The following is a 21,582-nucleotide window of genomic DNA, read 5'->3' on the forward strand; positions in this document are numbered from 1 at the left end:
GGGGAGAGTCACATGTCATACAGTTCCTCCCCGGAACGGGGAGGGGGACCGCGCGCATCGTGGTGGAGGGGAAGGCGGTGCGGGCGAGAAGGGTTCCGCCGCTGGCGCGGCGCCCCTCCACCAGCCTGCGGCTGGTCCCCCTCCCCGTGCCGGGGAGGATCTTGCGGTGGGCCATCACTGAGCCACCCCCACGCGCTGGATTTCCCATTCCAGGGTCACGCCCGTCTTCGCCTTCACCTTGGTCCTTACCTCTTCGCCCAGCGCCTCGATGTCAGCCGAGCTGGCCTCGCCGAGGTTGAGCAGGAAATTGCAATGCTTCTCGCTGACCTGCGCGTCGCCACGCCGCAGGCCGCGGCAGCCGGCTTCGTCGATCAGCTGCCAGGCCTTGTGTCCGGCCGGATTCTTGAAGGTCGAGCCGCCGGTGCGGCTGCGCAGCGGCTGGCTGGCTTCGCGCTCGGCGGCGATGCGGTCCATTTCGGCCTGGATCGCCGCCGGTTCGCCGGGCTGGCCGCGAAAGGTGGCGCCGACGACGATGGCACCGTCGGGCAGTTCGCTGTGGCGATAGGTGTAGCCGAGATCGGCCAGACCCAGGGTGCGCCGCTCGCCCGAGCGCAGGACGATGTCGGCCTCGACCAGCACGTCCTTGACCTCGCGGCCATAGGCGCCGCCGTTCATGCGGACGAAGCCGCCCACCGTGCCGGGGATCGACCGCAGGAACTCGATGCCGGCGATACCCGCGTCGCGCGCTGCCGAAGAGACGAGGATACCGCTCGCCCCACCGCCGCAGCGGAGCGTCTCGCTATCGAGGCGCTCGACCTTCGCGAAGGGCTTGCCCAGGCGGACGACCACACCGGGAACGCCGCCGTCGCGGACGATCATGTTGGATCCGAGACCGAGGCCCATCACCGGCACCGCCGGATCGAGCGCGCCCAAAAACATGGCGAGATCGTCGACATCGGCCGGCTCGAACAGCCATTCGGCCGCACCGCCGCTCTTGAACCAGAGGAGCGGCGCCAGCGGCGCGCCGGCCGTCAGCCTGCCGCGCACCGGCGGCAGGGACGAGGACGCAGCGCTGGCTACCGCTCCATCGGTCACGTCTTGTCCACGCCCCACATCGCCATCCAGCGTTCCCACGCCTGGACCTGCATGTCGGCCAAATCCTTGGCCGCCTTGGCTGCGTTGTCGAAATGCTCGCCGCTGCCCATCGCCTTGAACGCCGCGTCGACGGCGGTCTTCTGCATGTGCAGCGCCTGGTCCTGGATCATTTTCCACGGCCCGAAGAAATCGGTCATGCTGCCTTCTCCCTGGCAATCGCCTCCGAAAGCCCCGCCGCCCATTTCGTGATATCACCTGCGCCCAGGCAGATCACCATGTCGTCCGCTCCGATCGTCGCAGCCAGCACCTTGGCCAGCGCCTCCGGACCCGCCACCGTCTGCGCCGAGCGGTGCCCGCGCTGCTTCAGCCCGGATACCAGTGCATCGGCGTCGACGCCCTCGATCGGGGCCTCGCCCGCCGCATAGACCGGCGCCACATAGACGGTGTCGGCATCGTTGAACGCGGTCTGGAACTCGACCATCAGGTCACGCAGACGGGTGAAGCGGTGCGGCTGGACGACCGCGATCACGCGCGACCGCGCGCCCTCGCGTGCGGCGGCGAGCACCGCGCGGATCTCGACCGGGTGGTGGCCATAATCGTCGATGATCGTCGCAACGCCATCGCCGACCGGCACCTCGCCGACCTTGGTGAAGCGCCGCTTGACCCCGCCGAACTTGGCGAAGCCGTTGGCGATGACATCGTCGGGGATGTTCATTTCCAGCGCGACGCCGATTGCCGCCAGCGCGTTCTGGACATTGTGCCGGCCGGGCATCGGCAGGGTGACGCCCTCGATCCGCCGCGTGTCGCCGTCGCGGTTGCGGATCACGACGTCGAAGCGGTTGCCGCCGGGGATCGGCGTGACATTGTCGCCGCGCACGTCGGCCTGTGCCGAGAAGCCATAGGTCACGACCTTGCGGTCGCGGACGCGCGGGATGATCGCCTGGACCTCGGGATGGTCGATGCACAGCAGCGCGGCGCCGTAGAAGGGGACATTTTCGACGAACTCGACGAAGCAGTCCTTCACCTTGTCGAACGACCCATAATGGTCGAGATGCTCGGGATCGATGTTGGTCACCACCGCGATGGTGCCGTCGAGCCGCAGGAAACTACCGTCGCTCTCGTCGGCTTCGACGACCATCCAGTCGGATGCGCCCAGGCGCGCGTTGGAGCCATAGCTGTTGATGATGCCGCCGTTGATGACGGTCGGGTCGACCCCGCCGGCGTCGAGCAGGGCCGCGACCATCGAGGTGGTGGTCGTCTTGCCATGGGTGCCGGCGATCGCGACGGTCGACTTCAGCCGCATCAGTTCGGCGAGCATCTCGGCGCGACGGACGACGGGGATGCGCTTTTCCAGCGCCAGCTCCACCTCCGGATTGCCGCGCTTGATCGCGGTCGAGGTCACGACCACGGCGGCGTTGCCGAGATTCTCGGCCTTGTGACCGATCATCACCGCGATGCCGCGCTTGCGCAGCCCCTCGACGACGTAGCTTTCGGAGACGTCCGAACCCTGCACCTTATAGCCGAGATTGTGCATCACCTCGGCGATACCGGACATGCCGATGCCGCCGATGCCGATGAAATGGATGGTGCCGATGTCGGTTGCGACACCCTTCATGCAAATGCGCCTTTCAACGGACGGAGTTCCAGTTTTTCCACGGGGATGGGATCGACGATCGGCTCGGGTCCGATCCGTTCGACGAGGTCGGCCAGATCTTCGGCCGCGTTCGGACGGCCCACACCGTGCGCGCGACGCGCGGCGTTGATCAGGGCCTGCGGATCGAGGGCAAGCTTCTGCATCTGCTTCGCCAGTTCCTGCGGCGTGAAGTTCGCCTGCCGGATCGCGCGGGCGCCGCCGACCTGCGCCAGTTCGCGCGCATTGGCGGTCTGGTGGTCGTCGGCTGCCGAGGGCAGCGGGATCAGGATGGCGGGCCGACCGGCGACACTGATGTCGGCGATGGTCGACGCGCCCGCGCGGGCGATGACGAGATGCGCCCAGCCGAGCCGCTCCGGCAGATCGGTGAAATAGGTGGCAAGATCGGCCGGGATGCCTAGCACCTTATATTTGCTGCGGACCGACTCGATGTCCTCGGGACGGCATTGCTGGGTGACCTGCAGGCGACGACGGAATCCCTGCGGTAGCAGCGCGAGCCCGTCGGGTACGACGTCCGACAGGATCGATGCGCCCTGGCTGCCGCCGGTCACGAGCAGCCGGAAGATGCTGTCGGGCCCCAGTTCGGGAAAGGGCTGTTCGCGGATTTCGCGCACGCTGTCGCGCACCGGATTACCGACGAGAACGGTCTTCCCGTCATAACGCGGCTTCAGCCGCTCGACGTCGGGATAGGCGGTGGCGATCGCATCGACCTTCCCCGCGACGAAGCGGTTGACCCGGCCGAGCACGGCATTCTGTTCGTGGATCACCGTCGGGATCCGCCGCTTGAAGGCGGCGCGCAGCGCGGGCAGCGCCGGATAGCCGCCGAAGCCGATCACCGCCGAAGGCGCGAAGGTCTCGTAGAGCTGTCCTGCCATCGCGGTGCCGGCGCGGATGTCGCGCACGGCCTTGATCATGGCGCGCAGTCCGCCGCCCAGCCGGCCGGCCGGGATGACATGCGTCTGGACGCCGTCGAACAGCCCCGGAATGCGCGCGCCGCGCTCGTCGGTGACGAGGGCGACGCGATGGCCGCGGCGCATCAGTTCCGCCGCCAGCGCATGCGCCGGCACCATATGGCCGCCGGTGCCGCCGGCCGCGAGGACGAAGTGGCGCGTGACCCTCATCGACCGCTCCACCGCACCGTGTAGGTGGCTTCCTTGAGGTGCGGATTTTCGCGCGTGAAAGCGAGGAGCAGACCGAAGCCGATCGACAGTGCGATCATCGACGAGCCGCCATAGCTGATGAAGGGGAGCGTCATGCCCTTGGACGGCGCGAGGCCGACATTGACCAGCATGTTGATCAGCGCCTGGAAACCGAATTGTGCGACGAGGCCCGCCGAGGCGAGCAGGAGGAAGTCGTCTTCCTCGCGCATCAGGCGCAGGCAGACGCGCGCCACGATCGCGAAATAGAGGCAGGCGATGGCGATGCAGGCGATCAGCCCGAACTCCTCGCCGATGACCGAGAAGATATAGTCGGTGTGCGGTTCGGGCAGGGTGAATTTTTGCGTGCCGGCGCCGGGGCCCGTGCCGAGCAGCCCGCCATTGGTCAGCGTCGCGTGGGCGCGGTCGACCTGATAGGTGTCGCCCTGCTTGAACAGGAATTTGTTGATGCGCTCGGTCGCGACCGAATAGAAGAAATAGGCGGTGACGACCGCGCCCATGCCGGCGCCGATCAACGACCCGATCAGTCGGATCGAGGCGCCGCCGACGATCAGCAGCACCATCCACACCGCACCGAAGATCACCGTCTGGCCGAAGTCGGGCTGCTTCATCAGCAGCACGGCGATCAGCCCCATGGGGATGACGGAGATCAGCGCGAAGGGCAGTTCGGGGTTGCGCGCGCGCAGTGACAGCAGCCAGGCCATGCCGACCGCGAACATCGGCTTGAGGAATTCGGACGGCTGGAACTTGGCCGGGCCGATCGCGATCCAGCGCGTTGCGCCATTCGCGCTGCTGCCGATCACCGGGACCAGCGCCAGGCACAGCAGAAAGAACAGGCCGAGGATCAGCGCCATGCGCCGGGCTGCCTTCTGGGGCAGGGCGGAGACGACGAGCATCACTGGGACCGCCATCATCGTCCAGGCCAGCTGCATCCAGAAATAATAGCGAGAGGCGACGGTGACGCCGTTGCCCGAATAGCGGACCCCTGCGGCGGGCGATGCGGCCGCGACCGCGATCAGCCCGACGCCGATCAGGATCGTGACGAGCAGCAGCAGGACGCGGTCGATTTCCCAGAACCAGCGCGCGACGGGCGTGCGCTTGCCCCGGCCGAAACGCGATCGGCGAATGGGAAGCGGCGCAGGGGCAGCGGAGGAGTCGAAGGACACTGCGACGTTCATAGCGAAAGCCCCTCCACCGCGCGACGGAAAGCATCCCCGCGCGCCTCATAATCGCTGAACTGATCGAACGAGGCGCAGGCCGGCGACAGCATCACCACCTCGCCTGGAACAGCTGCCGCTGCGGCATCCGCGACGGCGCGCTCCAGCGTCCCGCTTTCGGTCACGGGCTTGCCGGCCTCGCGCAGGATACGGGCGAACATCGGGCCGGCCTGACCGATCGTGTAGGCGGCCACGACATGGTCGAAATAGGGGGCGCAGTCGTCTAGGTCGTCGGTCTTGGGGAGGCCGCCGAGGATCCAGTGGATCTTCGGATAGGCGCCGAGCGCGGGTGCGGTGGCGGTCGCGTTGGTCGCTTTGCTGTCGTTGACGAACAGCACGCCCTTCTTCTCGGCCACGCGCTGCATGCGGTGGGGCAGGCCGGGATAGGTGGCGAGGCCGCTCGCGATCACCTCTTCGTCGATCCCGAGCGCCCGGCAGGCGGCGATGGCGATGACGGCGTTCTGCGCGTTATGCGGTCCCTGCAGCGCAGGCCAGTCCTGCTGGCCGCTCACGTCGGTCGAGCGGACCGCGACGACACCCGGCCGGCGCGACGCGATGGCCGTGCTGGGCGCATCCTCGACCGCGATGATCGCCGTGCCCTCGGACGACTGCATCGCGAACAGCCGTTCCTTGGAGGCCGCATAGCCGTCGAAACCGTCATAGCGGTCGAGATGGTCGGGGGTGATGTTGGTCAGGACCGCGACGTCGCAGTCGAGGCTCTGGGTGATGTCGATCTGGTAGCTCGACAGTTCGAGCACATAGACGCCACCCGCCGGAAGCTGATCGCGCCCCAGGATCGGCAAACCGATATTGCCGCCCATCAGCGTCGGCACGCCCGCCGTCTCGACGATATGCTTGATCAACGCCGTGGTGGTCGACTTGCCGTTGGTGCCGGTGATGCCGACGACCTTGTGGGGCGGCAGCGAGTGGCGGGCCTGGGCGAACAGTTCGATGTCGCTGATCACGGGCACCCCGAACCGCGCGGCATGGCCCGCGACCGGATGTTTATTGAGCGGGACGCCCGGAGATACGACGACACCCGCATAGCCGGTCAGGTCGATGTCGACCGGGTCGGCGAACGTCACCTCACCCGTCACTTTAGCCCTAGCTTCGTCCTTGCCGTCCCATGCGGTGACCCGCGCACCCGAGGCGAGCAGCGCCTCGACAGTGGCGAGGCCCGACCGGGCGAGGCCCAGCACCGCATAGCGTTTTCCGGCGAAGGCGGGGCTCGTGATCACCGCAGCTTCAGCGTCGCGAGGCCGGCGAGGGCGAGGATGAAGGAGATGATCCAGAAGCGGATCACCACCGTCGGTTCGCTCCAGCCGAGCTGTTCGAAATGATGGTGGATCGGCGCCATCCGGAAGATCCGGCGGCCGGTGCGCTTGTAGAAGAAGACCTGCAGCACGACCGACACGGTTTCCATGACGAACAGGCCGCCGACGATCGCCAGCACGATCTCATGATGGGTCACGACCGAGATCACGCCCAGCGCGCCGCCGAGGGCCAGGCTGCCGGTATCGCCCATGAAGACGGCGGCCGGAGGCGCGTTGAACCAGAGGAAGGCGAGCCCGCCGCCGATGATCGCCGCAGTCAAGATCGTCAGGTCGCCCGCGCCGAGGACGTGCGGAATGCCCAGATAATGGGCGAACTTCGCATTGCCGACGAGATAGGCGATCACGAAGAACGCCAGGCTGGCGATCACCACCGGCATGATCGCCAGCCCGTCGAGCCCGTCGGTCAGGTTCACCGCATTGCCGAACGAGACGATCACGAAGGCGGCGAACAGGATGTATAAGGGACCGAGGTCGATCACCGGGCCGTTGTAGAAGGGCACGTACAGCTCGGTGCCGTTGCCCGACACGATCAGCCAGCTGGCGAGGCCGGCGATGACGAACTCGGCGAGCAGGCGGGTCTTGCCCGAAATGCCGGCGGTGCTGCGCTTCTTGACCTTGTCATAATCGTCCATGAACCCGATCAGGCCGAAGCCCAGGGTCACGCCGATGCAGGCCCAGACATAGCGGTTGTTCAGGTCCATCCACAGCAGCAGCGACAAGGTGACCGCGATCAGGATCATCAGCCCGCCCATGGTGGGCGTACCGACCTTGGCGAGATGCGTCTGGGGGCCATCGGCGCGGATCGGCTGGCCCTTGCCCTGGCGGACACGCAGCCACCCGATGAAGCGCGGGCCGATGATCAGGCCGATGAACAGCGCGGTCAGCGCGGCCGCCCCCGCCCGGAAGGTGATGTACCGGATGAGGTTCAGGACGCCCGGAAACCCGAGATGTTCGGCAATCAGGTAGAGCATGTCGTCCTTTCGCCGGCCAACGCTCCCGAGCGCAGATGCTCGACGAGGCGCGAGAGGCCGATCGCGTTCGATCCCTTGATCAATATGGCGTCGCCCGGCGCAAGCTTGCTCCCGATCGAATCGAGTGCTGCGCGGGCGTCGGGCACATGCGCGAAATCGATGCGCCCCTCAAGGGCGTTTGCGAGCGCCGTCATCTCCTGTCCGACGAGCAGCGCGAAGCCCACGCCGGCGGCCTGTAGCGGCTCTGCCAGCGCGGCATGATAATCGGGCGATCCGGCCCCCAGTTCACGCATGTCGCCCAGCACGACCACCCGACGCTCGGCCGCCTGCTGGCCGAGCATGCCGATGGTCGCGGCCATCGAACCGGGATTGGCGTTGTAGCTCTCGTCGATCACCAGCGCGGTGCCCTCGCCGATCGCGACGGTGCTGCGCTGGCCGCGTCCGGGTAGCCCCTCCATATCGGCAAAGGCGAGCCCCGCCGCAGCCAGATCACCGCCCACCGCCCAGACGGCGGCCATCACCGCCATCGCATTGGACACCCAATGCGCGCCGGGCGGGGCGATGGTGAAGGTCAGTTCGGCGTCCGGCAGGATCAGTGAGACGAGCGTGCCGCTATCCAGCGTGACCACGTCCTGCACGCGGATATCGGCTTCACGGCTGTGGCCGAAGGTCAGGATGCGGCCGGCATGGGCCTCTGCTGCAGCACGCAGCCGGTCGCGGTGCGGGCTGTCATGGGGCAGGATGGCGGTGCCGCCCGGTTCGAGCCCCTGAAATATCTCGCCCTTGGCGTCGGCAATGTCCGCTTCGCTGGCGAAGAAGGCGCTGTGCGCGGGCGCGATGGCGGTGACGATCGCGACATGCGGCCTGACCAGACGGGTGAGATGGGCCAGTTCGCCGGCATGGTTCATGCCCATCTCGAACACACCGATGGCAGTCTCGGCGGGCATGCGCGCGAGGCTCAGCGGCACGCCGGTGTGGTTGTTGTAGCTCTTGACCGAACGATGGACGCGGCCACGCAAGGCACGATCCAGGCAGGCGAACAGCGCCTCCTTGGTGCCGGTCTTGCCCACCGAACCCGTGACGCCGATGACCTTGCCCGTCATGCGCGCCCGCGATGCGCTGCCCAGCGCTTCGAGCGCCGCCATCGTATCGGCCACGCGGACATGCGGGCCGGCACAGGCATCGGACACGATCGCGCCTGCCGCACCGGCGGCGAAGGCTTTGTCGAGAAAGGCGTGGCCGTCGGTCGTTTCGCCCCTCATGGCGATGAAGAGGTCGCCCGGGCCGATCTCCCGCGAGTCGAAGGCGACGCCGGACGCGTGGAAATCGCCATGCACCTCGCCATCGACCGCAGCGGCGATGTCGAAGGCCGTCCAGAGCGGAGCGGAAGACGCACTCATCAGGCCGCACACTCCCGCGCGACGCTGACGTCGTCGAAGGGCAGTACGCGGTCGCCGACGATCTGGCCCTGCTCATGCCCCTTGCCCGCGATCAGGACGATGTCGCCGGCCGCGGTGCGGGCAATGGCTTCGGCAATGGCTTCGCGCCGTCCGCCGATCTCGATCGCGCCGGGCGCGCCCGCCATGACGTCGCGGCGAATGGCAGCCGGGTCCTCGGAACGGGGGTTGTCGTCGGTGACGATGGCGAGATCGGAAAGCCGTGCGGCTATCTCGCCCATCAGCGGGCGCTTGCCGGTGTCGCGGTCGCCGCCGGCGCCGAAGACGGTGATCAGGCGGCCCGCCGTGTGCGGACGCAATGCGGCGATGGCCGCCTCCAGGCCGTCGGGCGTATGAGCATAGTCGACATAGATCGGGGCACCGCTCTTCGACAGCGCCGCCCGTTCGAGGCGACCGCGGACGGGAGCAACGCGCTGCAGATCGCTCAGCGTCCGGTCTATGTCACCCCCCGTGGCGATCACCAGTCCGGTGGCGACGAGCGCGTTGGCCGCCTGATAGGCGCCGATCAATGGCAGCTTCACGTCGCGGGTCTTGCCGTCGATCTCGAGCTTCAGAGTCTGGCCGAGCGCGGTCGGCGTCCGGTCGAGCAGCCGGATCGTCTCGCCACTGCTGCCCACCGTTATTGCGCGGACGCCACGCGCCTTCACGGCGTCGATCACGCCGCCCGAATAGGCGTCGTCGGCCCAGATCACCGCTGCGCCGTCCGTATCGACGACCTCGTCGAACAGACGAAGCTTCGCCGCGAAATAGGCTTCCATCGTCCCATGATAATCGAGATGGTCGCGGCTCAGATTGGTGAAGGCGACCGCGCGGACCGGCAGCCCCTCGGTGCGATATTGCGACAGGCCGTGGCTCGACGCTTCGAACGCCGCATGGGTCACGCCTTCCTTGCGAAGGCCGGCCATGTTCGAAAGGAAAGTGACGATATCGGGGGTGGTAAGCCCGGTCGACACCTGATCGTCGGCGGTGGTGACGCCGAGGGTGCCGATCGATGCCGCGTGAAATCCCGCCATCCGCCACAGCTGTCGGGTGAGTTCGACGGTCGATGTCTTGCCGTTCGTGCCCGTCACCGCGACCGTCGTGTCGGGGAAGGGCGCGAAGAAGCGGGCCGCCAGCCGGGCGAACAGCCGCCGGGGCTCTTCGTCGACGATATGCGTGGCGCCCTCGACCGTGACGCCCGGCGCGGAGACGATCGCGACCGCGCCGGCCTCCACCGCCTGCGCGATATAATCCTCGCCATTGAATCGGCTTCCGCGAAAGGCGCCGAACACGGTGCCGGGCGCCACCTTGCGATGATCGATCGCGAAGCCGGTGATGCGCTCGTCGCTCGCGGCGCCGGGGATCAGGTCAGTCAATCGCATGGACGCCCGCATCCTCCTTCTCGGGTTTGTAGACGAACGGCATCAGGTCGGAGACGTCGATGTCCTTGCTCGGGTCGGGAATCACGCCGAGCAGCGGACCGATCCGCGCGATCACGTTCTTGACTGCGGGAAGAGCGGTCCAGGCGGCTGTGCGGAAGCCATAGGTCTCGGGAATGCCCTGCGGCTCGTCCATCGTGACGATCACGACGTAACGCGGCGCGTCCATCGGGAAGGCCGTGGCAAAGGTCGTGACCAGACTGTTGTGGATATAGCGACCATTGAGGTTCTTCTCGGCAGTGCCGGTCTTGCCGCCGACGCGCAGGCCGGGGATATCGGCGCCGCGCCCGGTGCCTTCCTTGACGACGAGGCGCATCAGCTGGCGCACCCGCCGGCTGGTCTCCTCGGAGATCACGCGCTCGCCCTTCGGAGCCTGGCCGGGCGCCAGCTTGAGCAAGGTCGCGGGGCGCATGATGCCGCCGTTGACCATCGCCGCATAGGCATTGGCGAGATGCAGCTGGCTGACGGCGATGCCATGGCCATAGGCGACCGTCATGACGGTCGTCCGCGCCCAGTAGCCGGGCCAGAGCGGCTTGCCGCGCGCGCCGAGTTCGAGGTCGGCGGCGCGGTCGAAGCCGAGCTTGCGGAAGAAGGCCTGGGTGCGCTCGGGCCCCAATTCCTCGGCAATGCGGGCGGTACCGATGTTCGACGAATGGATCAGAATGTCGGGCACCGACATCCAGCGCTTCTGCGGATGGTCGTCGCGGATCGTGAAGCCGCCGACCTTCAGAGGGGCGGTCGCGTCATAGCGGTGGCCGAAATCGGTGATGACCCCATTTTCGATGGCGTTGGCCATCGTCAGCACCTTGAAGGTTGAGCCGAGTTCATAGACCGAGCTGATCGCACGATTATAGCGGGCGTCGGGCCGCAGCGGATCGGTGCCGACGGGGATGAGACCGGGGGCGTTCGGATTGAACACCGGCAGCGAGGCCATGGCGATCACTTCGCCGGTGTGGACGTCGAGGACGATGCCTGCGCCACCGACCGCGAAATGCTTTTCGGCCTGCTTGCGGATGGCGCTTTCCAGCGCCGCCTGGACGCGGCTGTCGATCGACAGTTCGACCGGCTGGTTGTTCGCGCCGGCACTGGTCAGCCGCTTGTCGAGATAGGCCTCCATGCCGCTGACGGGCACACCGCCGATATCCATATAGCCGATCACCTGCGCGGCCATCGTGCCCTGCGGATAGAAGCGCTTCGGCTCGGGTACTTCCTCGATGCCGGGCTCACCCAGCAGGCGCACCGCGCGGATCATCGCGGGGGTGGCGCCGCGCTCCAGATAGACGAATTTGCGGCGCCCGCTGAGGATGCGAAGATAATAGTCGGCGGTGCGGCTGGGAAAGAGGCGTGCCAGCTCGGTCGCGAGATGGGCCTTGTCGCCGATCACCAGCGGCGGACGGATGGCCAGGCTGATCCCGCGGATCGTCGAGGCCAGTACCTTGCCGTTGCGATCGACGATCTCGCCACGCCGTCCGCTGGTCGCTGCGACTGCCGAACGGTCCGGCCCGTCGAATATGGCGAGATACAGCAGGCGAAGTGCGATGACGCCGATCAGCAGGCCGAACAGCATCATCAGCACCATCAGGCGCTCGTGGGCGGTCTGGACCGTCTGGCCGGTCTTGACGAGGGCGCGGTCGCGCGGCGGGTTTAGCCCGACCGCAGGGGCGTTCATTGCTTGCCTTTGCGGCTGCGCGCGGACCGGTCGTCGCTCAGCCCTTCGAGGAAGTCGTCCCCGAGGCTGGCCGGCTTGCTGATCTTGCGTAGCGCAACCTCATGCACCGGCGACGGCGCTTGGTCGGCGAGCGCTGGAGCCTTGGCCTGAACATAGTTGGCCGTTCGCAGGCGCGGCTGTTCGACCGCCGGAGCCGGAGCGGGAGCGGGAGCGGGTGCCGTCTGCGACGGCGCAGTGGCACCGCCGGCATCCTCTATCTTGTCGAAGCTGACCTTGCTGACCGCGCCACGGCTGGCGACGATCTGCGGATCGAGTTGGAGCGCCGGCTGGCCCTGCGGCTGGGTCATTGCTACGAGTCGTACCGAGGTGGTTGCGAACTGCTCGGGGCCCGGCGCCTGTAGACCATAGACGTTCTGGTTCCACTGCTCGATCTGAGCGAGGCCGCCGCGCGTATCGATCTGCGTGCGCAGTTCGCGGATATCCTGCTGCGTCATGGCGATCTTGCGCTCGACGCTTGCAAGCTCCGCGCGCTTTGCGGCGACGGTCTGCGAGATCATGTAGAAGGTCAGGGCGGCAGCACAAATGCCTCCGGTCCAGACCACCTCCTTGAAGCGGGTCGTGATCATCCCTGACGTCCTTCTTTGTTTACGCTGAGACCCCATGGCGAGGCCTCGGTCCGGTGCGCGACGCGAAGCGTGGCCGACCGGGACCGGGGGTTTCGGGCAATCTCCGCATCGCCCGCACGGACGGGTTTGGCGACGGCCTCGAAGCTTGGACGCGGCCCCCCGGCGCGCGCATCTGGAAGGTGACGGGATCCGGCGGGATTGCCCCCGCTGCGCTCGCGCAGGAAGCGCTTGACGATCCGGTCCTCGATCGAATGAAAGGAAACGACGGCAAGCCGGCCGCCCGGCTTGAGCACGCGCTCGGCCGCAGCAAGCCCCTGCTCGAGTTCTTCGAGTTCGGCGTTCAGGTGGATGCGGATAGCCTGGAAGGTCCGGGTCGCCGGATCCTTCTTCTCATGCGGACGGTGGCCCAGCGCGCGGCGCACGACGTCCGCCAATTCGCCGGTCCGCGTCAACGGACGTGCCTGGACGATCGCTCGCGCGACCCGACGCGAACGGGGTTCGTCGCCCAGTTCGAAGAGGACGTCGGCGATCTCGGCTTCGTCGGCGGTGTTGACGAAGTCGGCGGCGCTCATGCCGTCCTGCTCCATCCGCATGTCGAGCGGGCCATCCGACTGAAAGGAAAAGCCGCGTTCGGCGCGATCGAGCTGCATCGAGGACACGCCGATGTCGAGCGTCACCCCGTCGACCTGGCCCACGCCGCGCTCGGCCAGTGCCTCGGCCATGCGCGAGAAGCGCTCGGGAACGAGCGTCAGCCGGCCATCGGCCTCATCGACGAGCGGCTGGCCTTCGGCGATCGCATCGGGATCGCGGTCGAACGCATAGACCTGCGCGCCTTTGGCCAGGATCGCACGCGTATAGCCGCCGGCGCCGAAGGTGCCGTCGACATGAATCTCGTCCGACTGCGGGGTGAGGCCAGCAATGACCTCGTCCAGAAGGACAGGGATATGAGGAGCGGCGGCGGTCATGCGCGCTCCTTCCGCTTGGCGAAGAGCTCTTCCATCTCCTCGATGACTTCCTCCGACTCGCCGCCGGGCGTGGCGCGCAGGACGTCGGGGCTCCAGATGCGGAAGCGCCGGCCGCGACCGACGAAGAAGGCGTCGCCGGTGATGCTTGCCTTGGTGCGCAGCCGTTCGGGCAGGATCATCCGGCCGGCCGCGTCGAAATTGACGTCCTTCATCAGCGGGAAGGCCTCGGCCTCGAGCCGGTCGAGAATGTCGCCCATCAATTCGCCGGTCTGTTCGGACAGGCGCGCGGCATGCGCGGTCATCTGCTCCTCGGTCTCGGCGATCTGCAGGCCGTCGCTGACCTCGATGCAGGGAAGGGTGGGATGGCGCGTCATGCGCAAAGTCTTTTCGAGGCCCGAGGCGACCTTGCCCGATCCGCAACGGATTTCGATGGTCTGACGAAAGGCAGCCGGGAGCGAAACGCGCCCTTTCAGGTCCACGCCGTTCATATGAACGTCATTGAAGACCGCACCACCCGCCGCCACCGAACAAACCCCGTTTTCTGAGGGGAGAACCGCTGCGCCATGCCGCCCAGAGGGCCGCGGGAGGCGTCGATGCGTAGGGCGATACTCCCCACCCCATTGCACCATTGGGATGTACTTGGATCACTCTGGTTTGACAAAGGGTTTTTATACCATTTTGTGGTTCCACATGGTTCGAGCTGTGGATTGTGGGGGATGGTCTGCCGCCGTCTAACGGGTGAAAAATGCGCAAAGCGCCGAAATCCGCGGGGAATGCCCCGGGATGAGCCTGTGGATAAGTTTAGGGAAAAGCCATGTACCGCCCCGGTAACGATCCGGAACGGGCTGTGATGTCCGGTCGGTCGGCGTGCCGCCGTCCGCTACGCGGTCAGGGTCGGGCGGGTTGCGGTTGAGTCGCCTGGGACTCGCCGCTGGTGCCGCCGGGGGCCACGCCGAGTTCGGCCAGGGGATCGCCCGAGGGGGCGCTGCTATTGGCGGCAGAGGCGAGATTGGCTTCCTCGCTCCTGTCCCTGGACCGGAAGCCGACGATCGCAGCAGCGAAGAGGACGATGAGGAACACCACGGCGAGGCCGGTGATGCCGATCCGCACGCGATGCATCAGACGTTATTCCCCATGGCTCTTTTTTCGGTCAGCCCGGCGTGCAGGTCAATCGGCAATATAAGGGGGCCCGCCACGCCCGCGACACCACGCCCGCCCGACGTTGTTGATGTCGCGCCTCAGCGGCGGAGCAGGTCGGGAACGGGCAGTCCCTTGGACTCGAGCCAGGTCGGATTGAACAGCGAGGAAAGGTAGCGCATGCCCGGATCGCACAGGATCGTGACGATACGTTTGCCGGGCCCCAATTCACGCGCGAGTGCCATCGCGCCCGCCACATTGATGCCGGACGAAAGCCCCACGCACAGCCCCTCATTCTCCAGCAGTGCGAACGCCTGTTCGAGACCCTGTTCGTCGGAGATGCGGAACTGCGTGTCGATCGGTGCGCCGTCGAGATTGGCGGTGATGCGGCTCTGGCCGATGCCCTCCGCGACGCTCGACCCTTCAGCCTTCAATTCGCCATGCGCGAAATAATTATACAGCGCGGCGCCATGCGGGTCGGTCAGGCCGATCACGATATCCTCGTTGAACGACTTCAGGCCAAGGCCGACGCCCGCCAGCGTTCCGCCGGTACCAACGGCGCAGGTGAAACCGTCGATTCGTCCCTCGGTCTGCGCCCAGATTTCCGGTGCGGTGGTGCGGATATGGGCGAGGCGGTTGGCGGTGTTGTCGAACTGGTTGGCCCACAGCGCGCCCGGTGTCTCCTCGGCGATCCGGCGCGAAGTGTGCACATAATGGGCGGGGTTGGAGTAAGCTGTCGGTGCGACCAGCACCAGCTCCGCGCCCAGCGCACGCAGGGTCTGCTGCTTCTCCTGGCTCTGGGTGTCGGTCATCACGATGATTGTGCGGTAGCCGCGCGCATTGCCGACCAGAGCGAGGCCGATGCCGGTATTGCCGGCGGTGCCCTCGACGATCACCCCGCCCGGCGCGATCAGGCCACGCTCCTCTGCATCGGTTATGATAGCGAGGGCGGCGCGGTCCTTGACCGACCCGCCCGGATTCATGAACTCGCATTTGGCGAGGATGTCGCAGCCGGTCGCCTCGCTCGGGCCTTTGAGGCGGACGAGCGGCGTGTTGCCGATCAGCGAGATGGCGTCGGGGGCAATGGTCTGGCGTAGCATGCCGCCTGCCTAGCCGAGTGCGCAGCCCATTGCCAACATAGCTTGTGTTGCGGTCCCCCCATGCCCAGCTTCAGGCCATGACGCGCAAGGCCAGCTTCCCGCCCGTGGTCCGGGCCGACACGAAACTGCTTCTTCTCGGCAGCCTGCCCGGCGAGGCGTCGCTGCGGGCGGACCGCTATTATGCCCATCCCCAGAACCAGTTCTGGAAACTGGCGGGCGCCGTAGCGGGCATCGCCGATCTGCACGAGCGTCCCTATGAAGACCGGCTCTTATCGCTGCTCGACGCCGGTATCGGGCTATGGGACGTGGTCGCGGATGCGCTGCGCTGCGGAAGCCTCGATGCTGCAATACGGGATCATCGAGCGAACGATCTTGTTGCGTTGATCGGAACACTCCCGCAGCTGCGTGGGGTCGGTTTCAACGGCGGCACTGCCGCGCGCATCGGTCGAAATTTGCTGGCGGGAATCTCGGAAATCCGGCTTTTCGACCTGCCCTCCAGCAGTCCGGCCTATACGCTGGCACTGGCGACGAAGACCGAGCGCTGGATGGCGATGCACGCCTGCCTGCAGCAATGATGTCGTGAGAGGCCCGCAAAAGATAAAAAATGTCTGTTCACTCACCCTTCATGCAATCGCTCTACTTGACGCACCGCACACAAGACCCGCAAGAGATAGAGCGCTATGCAAATCCATTCCCGCCTCATCACCGCCGCCGTCCTCGGAACGGCGCTTATGCTGACCGCTTGCGGAAAGCCCGAAACCATCACCGCAGGGGAGGCCGACCCCGATGCGAACGCGCTCAACGCTGCTGCCCCGGTCGAACTGCCGCCGATGGTCACCCACAGCCGCACCTATCGCTGTGCCGACGGCGCGCTCGTCTACGTCGACTTCCTCAGCAACAACAGTGCGACGCTCAAGAAGGACAAGGCGGAAGCCGGTACCCAGCTGAAGGCCGAAGCGGCCGGCAAGCCCTACACGGCCGAAGGATATTCGGTCAGCGGCGACGGCCCGCAGGTCGAGATCGCCATGCCGGGCAAGGCTGCGCAGAGCTGCAAGGCCTGATTTTCAGCCAGACGAAGATTGGAGCCGGCGGACGATGTTCGCCGGCTTATTTCATGCCCGGTCTTCCGGTAGAGCGGGTGACTGACACACATCGATCCAAATCGCACGGGTGAGCGCGGCGAGCCGTTCGGGTGTCAACTTGACCGATGCGGTCCGTGATCCGGCAGCCGGATAGACGATGGCGAAGTCGCGCAGCGACATATCGCAATAGACCGGCAGCGGCGTGGCGAGCCCGAACGGGCACACGCCGCCCACGGGATGGCCGGTCAGCGCCTCGACCTCGTCAGCCTCCAGCATGCGTGGGCGGCCGCCCAGGGCATCCTTCGTCTTGCGATTGTCGAGCCGTGCGTCGCCGCGCGCGACGACGAGCAGCCGGCGATCCCCCACGCGGACCGACAGGGTCTTGGCGATCTGACCCGGCAATACGCCAAGCGTCTCGGCCGCCTCGGCGACCGTCGCCGTGCTTCGGCCCTGATCGATGATCTCCAGATCGGGCGCGTGACCGGCGAGAAAGGCACGGACGGAGTCGAGGCTCATCGTGCTCAATCCCTGCGCACGATCAGACCGAACGGCTGATCGCCATGGCCGGTGCCATCGAAGTTTAGCTGGGCGACGGAGAAGCCGCGCGACAGCAGGGTGACGGCCAGGCGTTCGACCTCCTTGCGCGGCACCGCCCCGGCATTCGTGGCCGGGGTGCCCGCCAGGCGCAGCATATGGATTGCCACCCCGCGTGGGCGAAGTACCGACATCATCTCCAGAAGCGCTGTCGCGCTGCTCCCCTGCGCGTAGCTTTCATTGGCGACGTCCAGGGTGAGCATGAAATCGAAACCGCGTTGGTCGGGCGCTTCGTCGGCGAGCGACAGCAGAAAGGCTGGGGAGTCGGGGGTGCCGTCCAGATGCCGGCACGGCAAAGCATCATGCGGCGTCTCCGCGCCTTCCATGGCGACTGGGGTGTCTGCCAGCAGCACATTGCATCCGGCTTCGGCAAAGATCGGCGCGAGGGCTCGGTATTCGTCACCGCGGCACAGTCCGCGGGCACCGGATACCAGCATGCCGTAGCTCTTCAGCGCCTGCGCCGCGAAGGCCAGGCGCCAGCGGGTTTCGGGCGTAGCGATACTTTTGCCGAGAAGGCCGCTCCATAGCGCGAAGTCGCTCTCTTCGAGCTGCGATGGGGTCATGGCCTGCGACACGGGATGAGCGAAGGATGGAGGTTCCGAGGCGATAAGCCGGCTCGGAGTGTCCATCTGTGCGCCGCCATATTTGCTGGGCAGCAGCGGGCGCTGGATGCTGGCCGGATCGAGCGTCTCTAGTTGCTCCGCCTCGATCTCCAGCCCTTCGGCCCGTGCGTCGGTGCCCTGCGGGCAATAGCCATAGGCGGCATAGGTCGCGCCGGCGACGCACATGAAGCTTATCGTCAATCCACGGGCAGCCGCCGCAGTGTCGCTCAGGTCAAGCCGAGCCGAGGTGACGAAGATGGCGTCGCGGCCGCTTTCCGGAATGAAGGCGTTGATGTCGACGCGCAACTCGCCGAAGCTTGCGCGAAGGCCCCTCAAGCGGATCCGGAAAACCACCCGGCCGGGCTGGAATTCCATATAGGGTGTATGAAACGCATATCGGCTGTCGCGGCTGCGGTCCGCGCCGCCCAGTGGTGTGATGGCGCTGCTCTGGCCGACAAGAAAGCCGAAGGGATCAAGGGCGCGGACCTGCTCCTGGATTTCCAATGTCATGCGCATGCCCTCGAACGGATTGAAGCGGAAAAGGTCGTTGGAGTCATTCGTCACCCGGCCTCTTGAGGCCTGCCTTGGCCCAAGGCTGCCCGATCCAGCGGCGATATATGTCATGCGTGAGCCACAGCAATGGGACGCGCCGTTCGGCTATCCCCGGCAGGCTCCAGGGGTCGAGGCCGGTGAAGGGAAGAAAGGGATTGCGGCGGCTATAGGCGAAAATTTCGATGCGCGTGCTCGGCCGGCCGCTGGCGGCGCGGGCATGGAAGCCGAAGGTGTCGGCGATCACCAGCGTGTTGGCCGGGACGGCGAAGGCCATCGGCTGGGGAAGGCCGAGTCCAGCCAATTCGCTGCGTTCGATGCGAAAGGAGCCCCGCGCGGACAGGAAGTCCCCGCTGTCGCGCACCTCCAGGCTGCGCCGCCTTTCCCAGGCAAGGCGTTCCGGCGTCACGCGATGCGAGCCCGGAACATAGGTCAACGGGCCATCCTCGGGAAGGACGTCGTGCAGGAACAGCCACGCCTTCATCGATGGATGAAAGGTATCGGCGTGGAGGCTGGTCTGAGGATCGGACGGCGCCGCATGGCGGTGGCTGAGAATGCTCTGGACATAGAGCAGCGGCTCAATGTCGAAGCTGGAGATGTAGCGCGAGAGGCCACGCCAGCGCCGGTCGTCGCGGAACGCCGCCAGTGCCGGAACGGCGCCGACGGCCGCTGGATCGATCGCGTAGCGGCGGGTGATCGTGTCCCCCTGGACCATCTCGCGCGCAGGGCCCCGCCAGCCCTGCACGCCTCGCTGTAGCGCCGCGAAGACGTCTGCAGGGAGAAAGTCCGGAATGCGTACAAAGCCGTCGCGCTCGAAGGCCAGGCGATCTTCCGCGCCGATCAGCCCACTCAACCGTTCGCGCCGCCGAGCCGCCATGGCGTTGGCCCGTTCTACCCGCCAGACGTGAAGGCCGCGGTCGTTGAGGCGCTGCGATCCGATCAGCGGGTTGTCGAGAAAGGAGCGCGCGCCGGTCAGTATCTGTGCGGCCCACAAGGGCGCCAGCAAGGGACGGAGGAAGGAAACGGCCATTGGCGCGTCTTAGGCGATTCCGCGCGATTTGAGGATGGCTTCGATCGGCGCGACATCGGTCGGGTTGTTGAGTTCGATCGCGTCCCAGGCGATCGGCTCGAACGGCACCACGCCCACCGGCACGCCGCCCGCCAGAAAGCGCAACTGCTCCAGACCCTCCAGCTCTTCGAGCTGGCTTACACCCAGGGCCATGTAGCGCCGCAGGGCCTCCGGCCGATAGGCATAGACGCCGAGATGCAGATGGACCGGTGGAAACTCGGCTTCGGCGGCGGCGGGGGGAAGGTGGGGGATCACCCGTTTCGAGAAATACAGCGCCCGCCGGTCCGCGCCGAACACGACCGTAGTGCCGCCGACACGCCCCTGGGCCTGGTCTGCTACCAGATGCGTATAGGTGCTGCGTGCGCACCGCAGGGCTGGGGTGGTCATCGCGACCGCCGCGTCACCGCGCAGTGCCTCGACGAGGGCGGTCACCACATGGGCGGGGGTCAGCGGCGCGTCGCCCTGCAGATTGACGACGATCTCCGGAGTGGTCCCGAGACGATCGAGGGCGTCTGCGCACCGCTCGGTGCCGTTTGCGCATTGCTCGGAGGTCATGACGACCTGGCCACCGAAGCCGCGGACAGCGTCGGCGATCCGGTCGTCATCGGTCGCGACCCAGATCGCTTCGGCACCGACCACCGCACGCGCACATTCCCAGCTGCGCTGGATGAGCGGCTTTGCGATCCCCGTGGCACCGACGAGCGGTGCCAGTGGCTTGGCCGGATAGCGCGAGGAGCGGTAGCGCGCCGGGATGACGACCGCGACGTCCTTCATGCGGCGGCGGATTTTCAGCTCAGTCCGTAGCGGACGAAATCGTGGATGTGGACGATGCCGACCGGCCGCTGGGGCTGTTCGGAATCCATCACGAACACGGTGGTGATCTTGCAGTCGTTCATGATCATCAGCGCATCTTCGGCGAGCGTGTCGGGTGGCACCGTCTTGGGATTGGCGGTCATCACGTCTGCCGCGACGCCATCGCCCAGGTCGCCCAGATGGCGTCGAAGATCGCCGTCCGTGATCACGCCGACCAGCGCGCCGTTGCCGTCGAGCACCCCGGCAGCGCCGAAGCCCATCGAGGTCATCGTCATGATCACGTCGCGCATCGGCGTATTACGGGCGACGAGCGGCAGGCTGCTGCCGCTGTGCATCATCTCGCTGACCGCCATCAGACGCAGACCGATGGCCCCGCCGGGGTGGAGCGCCTTCAGGCTGTCGCGATCGGCGCCGCGCAGGTCGCTGAGCGCCATGGCGAGCGCGTCGCCGAGCGCGAGCATCACTGCCGTCGAACTCGTCGGTGCGATGTTGCTGGGGCAGGCTTCGCGGACCTGCGGCAGCAGAAGCTGGACGTCCGCCGCCTGCATGACGGGCGAATCGGCACGGGACGCCATGCCGATGATACGGATTCGCAGGCTGCGGCAATGCTGCATGACCGGGCTGAGTTCGGGCGTGGAACCTGAGTTCGACAGCACCAGAAGCGTGTCGCCCTGCTGCACCATGCCGAGATCGCCATGCGCGGCTTCGGCGGGATGCAGGAAGATGGCAGGCGAGCCTGTGGCGGCGAAGGTCGCCGCGATTTTCCGCGCAACATGGCCCGACTTGCCCATGCCGGTAACAACGATGCGACCGCGCGTTCCCAGCAAAAGCCGGACCGCCGCAGCGAAGCTGTCGTCGACCTTTTGCTCGAGTTGAATAAGCGCGTCGATTTCGGCGCGTATGACCCGGCGCCCATGTTCGACAATAGCTAAAGTGGCCGTATCGGCCTGGATGTCGTGTGTTATCACGCTCGTCTCCCTGGCCCCACCACGCGGTCGGAAAATATACAGGCTCGTTAATGTTGCAATAGGCTAAATGCCGCGATGCACCAAGAACGGGACGAGCCCCGGCTTCCG

At 66.6% G+C, this 21,582-nt stretch carries 22 protein-coding genes; 2 read left to right on the top strand and 20 right to left on the bottom strand.

Annotation, left to right across the window (positions count from 1 at the left end; genetic code table 11):
• Nucleotides 1–174: 174 nt before the first annotated feature.
• The 15 genes from murB to ACNI3R_RS14410 all read right to left on the bottom strand — a co-directional run bounded on the left by murB (nucleotide 175) and on the right by ACNI3R_RS14410 (nucleotide 15,797).
• On the bottom strand, nucleotides 175–1,095 hold the full coding sequence (gene murB / locus ACNI3R_RS14340) for a UDP-N-acetylmuramate dehydrogenase (protein ID WP_426184475.1): 921 nt from the start codon (nucleotides 1,093–1,095) through the stop codon (nucleotides 175–177).
• Nucleotides 1,092–1,292 (bottom strand): hypothetical protein, encoded by a 201-nt coding sequence (locus ACNI3R_RS14345; RefSeq protein ID WP_426184477.1) that lies wholly within the window; start codon nucleotides 1,290–1,292, stop codon nucleotides 1,092–1,094. The genes murB and ACNI3R_RS14345 overlap by 4 nt, the downstream gene beginning before the upstream one ends.
• A complete protein-coding gene (murC, locus tag ACNI3R_RS14350) occupies nucleotides 1,289–2,710 on the bottom strand; it encodes a UDP-N-acetylmuramate--L-alanine ligase (RefSeq protein WP_426184479.1) in 1,422 nt (473 codons plus the stop codon). Before murC ends, ACNI3R_RS14345 begins: the two co-directional genes overlap by 4 nt.
• Nucleotides 2,707–3,867: an undecaprenyldiphospho-muramoylpentapeptide beta-N-acetylglucosaminyltransferase gene (murG, locus tag ACNI3R_RS14355; RefSeq protein ID WP_426184481.1), complete on the bottom strand. Its 1,161-nt coding sequence runs from the start codon at nucleotides 3,865–3,867 to the stop codon at nucleotides 2,707–2,709. The genes murC and murG overlap by 4 nt, the downstream gene beginning before the upstream one ends.
• Nucleotides 3,864–5,081: an FtsW/RodA/SpoVE family cell cycle protein gene (locus ACNI3R_RS14360; RefSeq protein WP_426184483.1), complete on the bottom strand. Its 1,218-nt coding sequence runs from the start codon at nucleotides 5,079–5,081 to the stop codon at nucleotides 3,864–3,866. The genes murG and ACNI3R_RS14360 overlap by 4 nt, the downstream gene beginning before the upstream one ends.
• A complete protein-coding gene (gene murD, locus ACNI3R_RS14365) occupies nucleotides 5,078–6,358 on the bottom strand; it encodes a UDP-N-acetylmuramoyl-L-alanine--D-glutamate ligase (protein ID WP_426184485.1) in 1,281 nt (426 codons plus the stop codon). The genes ACNI3R_RS14360 and murD overlap by 4 nt, the downstream gene beginning before the upstream one ends.
• On the bottom strand, nucleotides 6,355–7,425 hold the full coding sequence (gene mraY / locus ACNI3R_RS14370; protein WP_426184487.1) for a phospho-N-acetylmuramoyl-pentapeptide-transferase: 1,071 nt from the start codon (nucleotides 7,423–7,425) through the stop codon (nucleotides 6,355–6,357). Before mraY ends, murD begins: the two co-directional genes overlap by 4 nt.
• Entirely contained in the window at nucleotides 7,413–8,825 is a 1,413-nt protein-coding gene (locus ACNI3R_RS14375; protein WP_426184489.1) for a UDP-N-acetylmuramoyl-tripeptide--D-alanyl-D-alanine ligase, read from the bottom strand. The genes mraY and ACNI3R_RS14375 overlap by 13 nt, the downstream gene beginning before the upstream one ends.
• A complete protein-coding gene (locus tag ACNI3R_RS14380; RefSeq protein WP_426184491.1) occupies nucleotides 8,825–10,243 on the bottom strand; it encodes a UDP-N-acetylmuramoyl-L-alanyl-D-glutamate--2,6-diaminopimelate ligase in 1,419 nt (472 codons plus the stop codon). The genes ACNI3R_RS14375 and ACNI3R_RS14380 overlap by 1 nt, the downstream gene beginning before the upstream one ends.
• Complete coding sequence (locus ACNI3R_RS14385; protein WP_426184493.1) at nucleotides 10,230–11,969, bottom strand: peptidoglycan D,D-transpeptidase FtsI family protein; 1,740 nt, start codon at nucleotides 11,967–11,969, stop codon at nucleotides 10,230–10,232. The genes ACNI3R_RS14380 and ACNI3R_RS14385 overlap by 14 nt, the downstream gene beginning before the upstream one ends.
• Nucleotides 11,966–12,595 carry a hypothetical protein gene (locus ACNI3R_RS14390; RefSeq protein WP_426184495.1) on the bottom strand — a complete coding sequence of 210 codons (630 nt, stop codon included), beginning with the start codon at nucleotides 12,593–12,595 and terminating at the stop codon, nucleotides 11,966–11,968. Before ACNI3R_RS14390 ends, ACNI3R_RS14385 begins: the two co-directional genes overlap by 4 nt.
• Nucleotides 12,592–13,560, bottom strand: coding sequence for a 16S rRNA (cytosine(1402)-N(4))-methyltransferase RsmH (rsmH, locus tag ACNI3R_RS14395; protein ID WP_426184497.1), 969 nt, complete (start codon nucleotides 13,558–13,560; stop codon nucleotides 12,592–12,594). The genes ACNI3R_RS14390 and rsmH overlap by 4 nt, the downstream gene beginning before the upstream one ends.
• Nucleotides 13,557–14,048 (bottom strand): division/cell wall cluster transcriptional repressor MraZ, encoded by a 492-nt coding sequence (locus ACNI3R_RS14400; RefSeq protein WP_426184499.1) that lies wholly within the window; start codon nucleotides 14,046–14,048, stop codon nucleotides 13,557–13,559. The genes rsmH and ACNI3R_RS14400 overlap by 4 nt, the downstream gene beginning before the upstream one ends.
• Before the next feature lie 400 nt (nucleotides 14,049–14,448).
• On the bottom strand, nucleotides 14,449–14,679 hold the full coding sequence (locus ACNI3R_RS14405) for a hypothetical protein (protein WP_426184501.1): 231 nt from the start codon (nucleotides 14,677–14,679) through the stop codon (nucleotides 14,449–14,451).
• 119 nt (nucleotides 14,680–14,798) lie between these two features.
• Entirely contained in the window at nucleotides 14,799–15,797 is a 999-nt protein-coding gene (locus tag ACNI3R_RS14410; protein WP_426184503.1) for a cysteine synthase A, read from the bottom strand.
• A 77-nt stretch (nucleotides 15,798–15,874) separates the two neighbouring features.
• On the opposite strand from ACNI3R_RS14410, the gene ACNI3R_RS14415 reads away from it, so the two are divergent.
• Nucleotides 15,875–16,372: a DNA-deoxyinosine glycosylase gene (locus tag ACNI3R_RS14415; protein WP_426184505.1), complete on the top strand. Its 498-nt coding sequence runs from the start codon at nucleotides 15,875–15,877 to the stop codon at nucleotides 16,370–16,372.
• 105 nt (nucleotides 16,373–16,477) lie between these two features.
• A complete protein-coding gene (locus tag ACNI3R_RS14420) occupies nucleotides 16,478–16,858 on the top strand; it encodes a hypothetical protein (protein ID WP_426184507.1) in 381 nt (126 codons plus the stop codon).
• A 51-nt stretch (nucleotides 16,859–16,909) separates the two neighbouring features.
• On the opposite strand, the gene ACNI3R_RS14425 is transcribed toward ACNI3R_RS14420, so the two are convergent.
• The 5 genes from ACNI3R_RS14425 to ACNI3R_RS14445 are packed head-to-tail and all read right to left on the bottom strand — an operon-like array spanning nucleotide 16,910 to nucleotide 21,474.
• On the bottom strand, nucleotides 16,910–17,395 hold the full coding sequence (locus ACNI3R_RS14425) for a YbaK/EbsC family protein (RefSeq protein WP_426184509.1): 486 nt from the start codon (nucleotides 17,393–17,395) through the stop codon (nucleotides 16,910–16,912).
• 5 nt (nucleotides 17,396–17,400) lie between these two features.
• Nucleotides 17,401–18,639 carry a hypothetical protein gene (locus ACNI3R_RS14430; RefSeq protein ID WP_426184511.1) on the bottom strand — a complete coding sequence of 413 codons (1,239 nt, stop codon included), beginning with the start codon at nucleotides 18,637–18,639 and terminating at the stop codon, nucleotides 17,401–17,403.
• Nucleotides 18,629–19,654 carry a phytanoyl-CoA dioxygenase family protein gene (locus ACNI3R_RS14435; protein WP_426184513.1) on the bottom strand — a complete coding sequence of 342 codons (1,026 nt, stop codon included), beginning with the start codon at nucleotides 19,652–19,654 and terminating at the stop codon, nucleotides 18,629–18,631. The genes ACNI3R_RS14430 and ACNI3R_RS14435 overlap by 11 nt, the downstream gene beginning before the upstream one ends.
• Before the next feature lie 9 nt (nucleotides 19,655–19,663).
• Nucleotides 19,664–20,467 (bottom strand): 3-deoxy-manno-octulosonate cytidylyltransferase family protein, encoded by an 804-nt coding sequence (locus tag ACNI3R_RS14440; RefSeq protein ID WP_426184515.1) that lies wholly within the window; start codon nucleotides 20,465–20,467, stop codon nucleotides 19,664–19,666.
• Nucleotides 20,468–20,481: 14 nt separating this feature from the next.
• On the bottom strand, nucleotides 20,482–21,474 hold the full coding sequence (locus ACNI3R_RS14445; protein ID WP_426184517.1) for a KpsF/GutQ family sugar-phosphate isomerase: 993 nt from the start codon (nucleotides 21,472–21,474) through the stop codon (nucleotides 20,482–20,484).
• Nucleotides 21,475–21,582 lie beyond the last annotated feature (108 nt).

Origin of the sequence: Rhizorhabdus antheiae (genome assembly GCF_049889055.1) — a bacterium.
GTDB lineage: Bacteria > Pseudomonadota > Alphaproteobacteria > Sphingomonadales > Sphingomonadaceae > Rhizorhabdus.

Bases quoted from the DNA above. Each gene is read 5' to 3' on its own strand.
- ACNI3R_RS14360 (WP_426184483.1), bottom strand. From the start codon at position 5,081: ATGAACGTCGCAGTGTCCTTCGACTCCTCCGCTGCCCCTGCGCCGCTT.
- ACNI3R_RS14410 (WP_426184503.1), bottom strand. From the start codon at position 15,797: ATGCTACGCCAGACCATTGCCCCCGACGCCATCTCGCTGATCGGCAAC.
- ACNI3R_RS14415 (WP_426184505.1), top strand. From the start codon at position 15,875: ATGACGCGCAAGGCCAGCTTCCCGCCCGTGGTCCGGGCCGACACGAAA.
- ACNI3R_RS14390 (WP_426184495.1), bottom strand. From the start codon at position 12,595: ATGATCACGACCCGCTTCAAGGAGGTGGTCTGGACCGGAGGCATTTGT.
- ACNI3R_RS14380 (WP_426184491.1), bottom strand. From the start codon at position 10,243: ATGCGATTGACTGACCTGATCCCCGGCGCCGCGAGCGACGAGCGCATC.
- murC (WP_426184479.1), bottom strand. From the start codon at position 2,710: ATGAAGGGTGTCGCAACCGACATCGGCACCATCCATTTCATCGGCATC.
- ACNI3R_RS14420 (WP_426184507.1), top strand. From the start codon at position 16,478: ATGCAAATCCATTCCCGCCTCATCACCGCCGCCGTCCTCGGAACGGCG.
- ACNI3R_RS14400 (WP_426184499.1), bottom strand. From the start codon at position 14,048: ATGAACGGCGTGGACCTGAAAGGGCGCGTTTCGCTCCCGGCTGCCTTT.
- ACNI3R_RS14345 (WP_426184477.1), bottom strand. From the start codon at position 1,292: ATGACCGATTTCTTCGGGCCGTGGAAAATGATCCAGGACCAGGCGCTG.
- mraY (WP_426184487.1), bottom strand. From the start codon at position 7,425: ATGCTCTACCTGATTGCCGAACATCTCGGGTTTCCGGGCGTCCTGAAC.
- ACNI3R_RS14375 (WP_426184489.1), bottom strand. From the start codon at position 8,825: ATGAGTGCGTCTTCCGCTCCGCTCTGGACGGCCTTCGACATCGCCGCT.
- ACNI3R_RS14405 (WP_426184501.1), bottom strand. From the start codon at position 14,679: ATGCATCGCGTGCGGATCGGCATCACCGGCCTCGCCGTGGTGTTCCTC.
- rsmH (WP_426184497.1), bottom strand. From the start codon at position 13,560: ATGACCGCCGCCGCTCCTCATATCCCTGTCCTTCTGGACGAGGTCATT.
- ACNI3R_RS14425 (WP_426184509.1), bottom strand. From the start codon at position 17,395: ATGAGCCTCGACTCCGTCCGTGCCTTTCTCGCCGGTCACGCGCCCGAT.
- murG (WP_426184481.1), bottom strand. From the start codon at position 3,867: ATGAGGGTCACGCGCCACTTCGTCCTCGCGGCCGGCGGCACCGGCGGC.
- ACNI3R_RS14385 (WP_426184493.1), bottom strand. From the start codon at position 11,969: ATGAACGCCCCTGCGGTCGGGCTAAACCCGCCGCGCGACCGCGCCCTC.
- ACNI3R_RS14440 (WP_426184515.1), bottom strand. From the start codon at position 20,467: ATGAAGGACGTCGCGGTCGTCATCCCGGCGCGCTACCGCTCCTCGCGC.
- ACNI3R_RS14435 (WP_426184513.1), bottom strand. From the start codon at position 19,654: ATGGCCGTTTCCTTCCTCCGTCCCTTGCTGGCGCCCTTGTGGGCCGCA.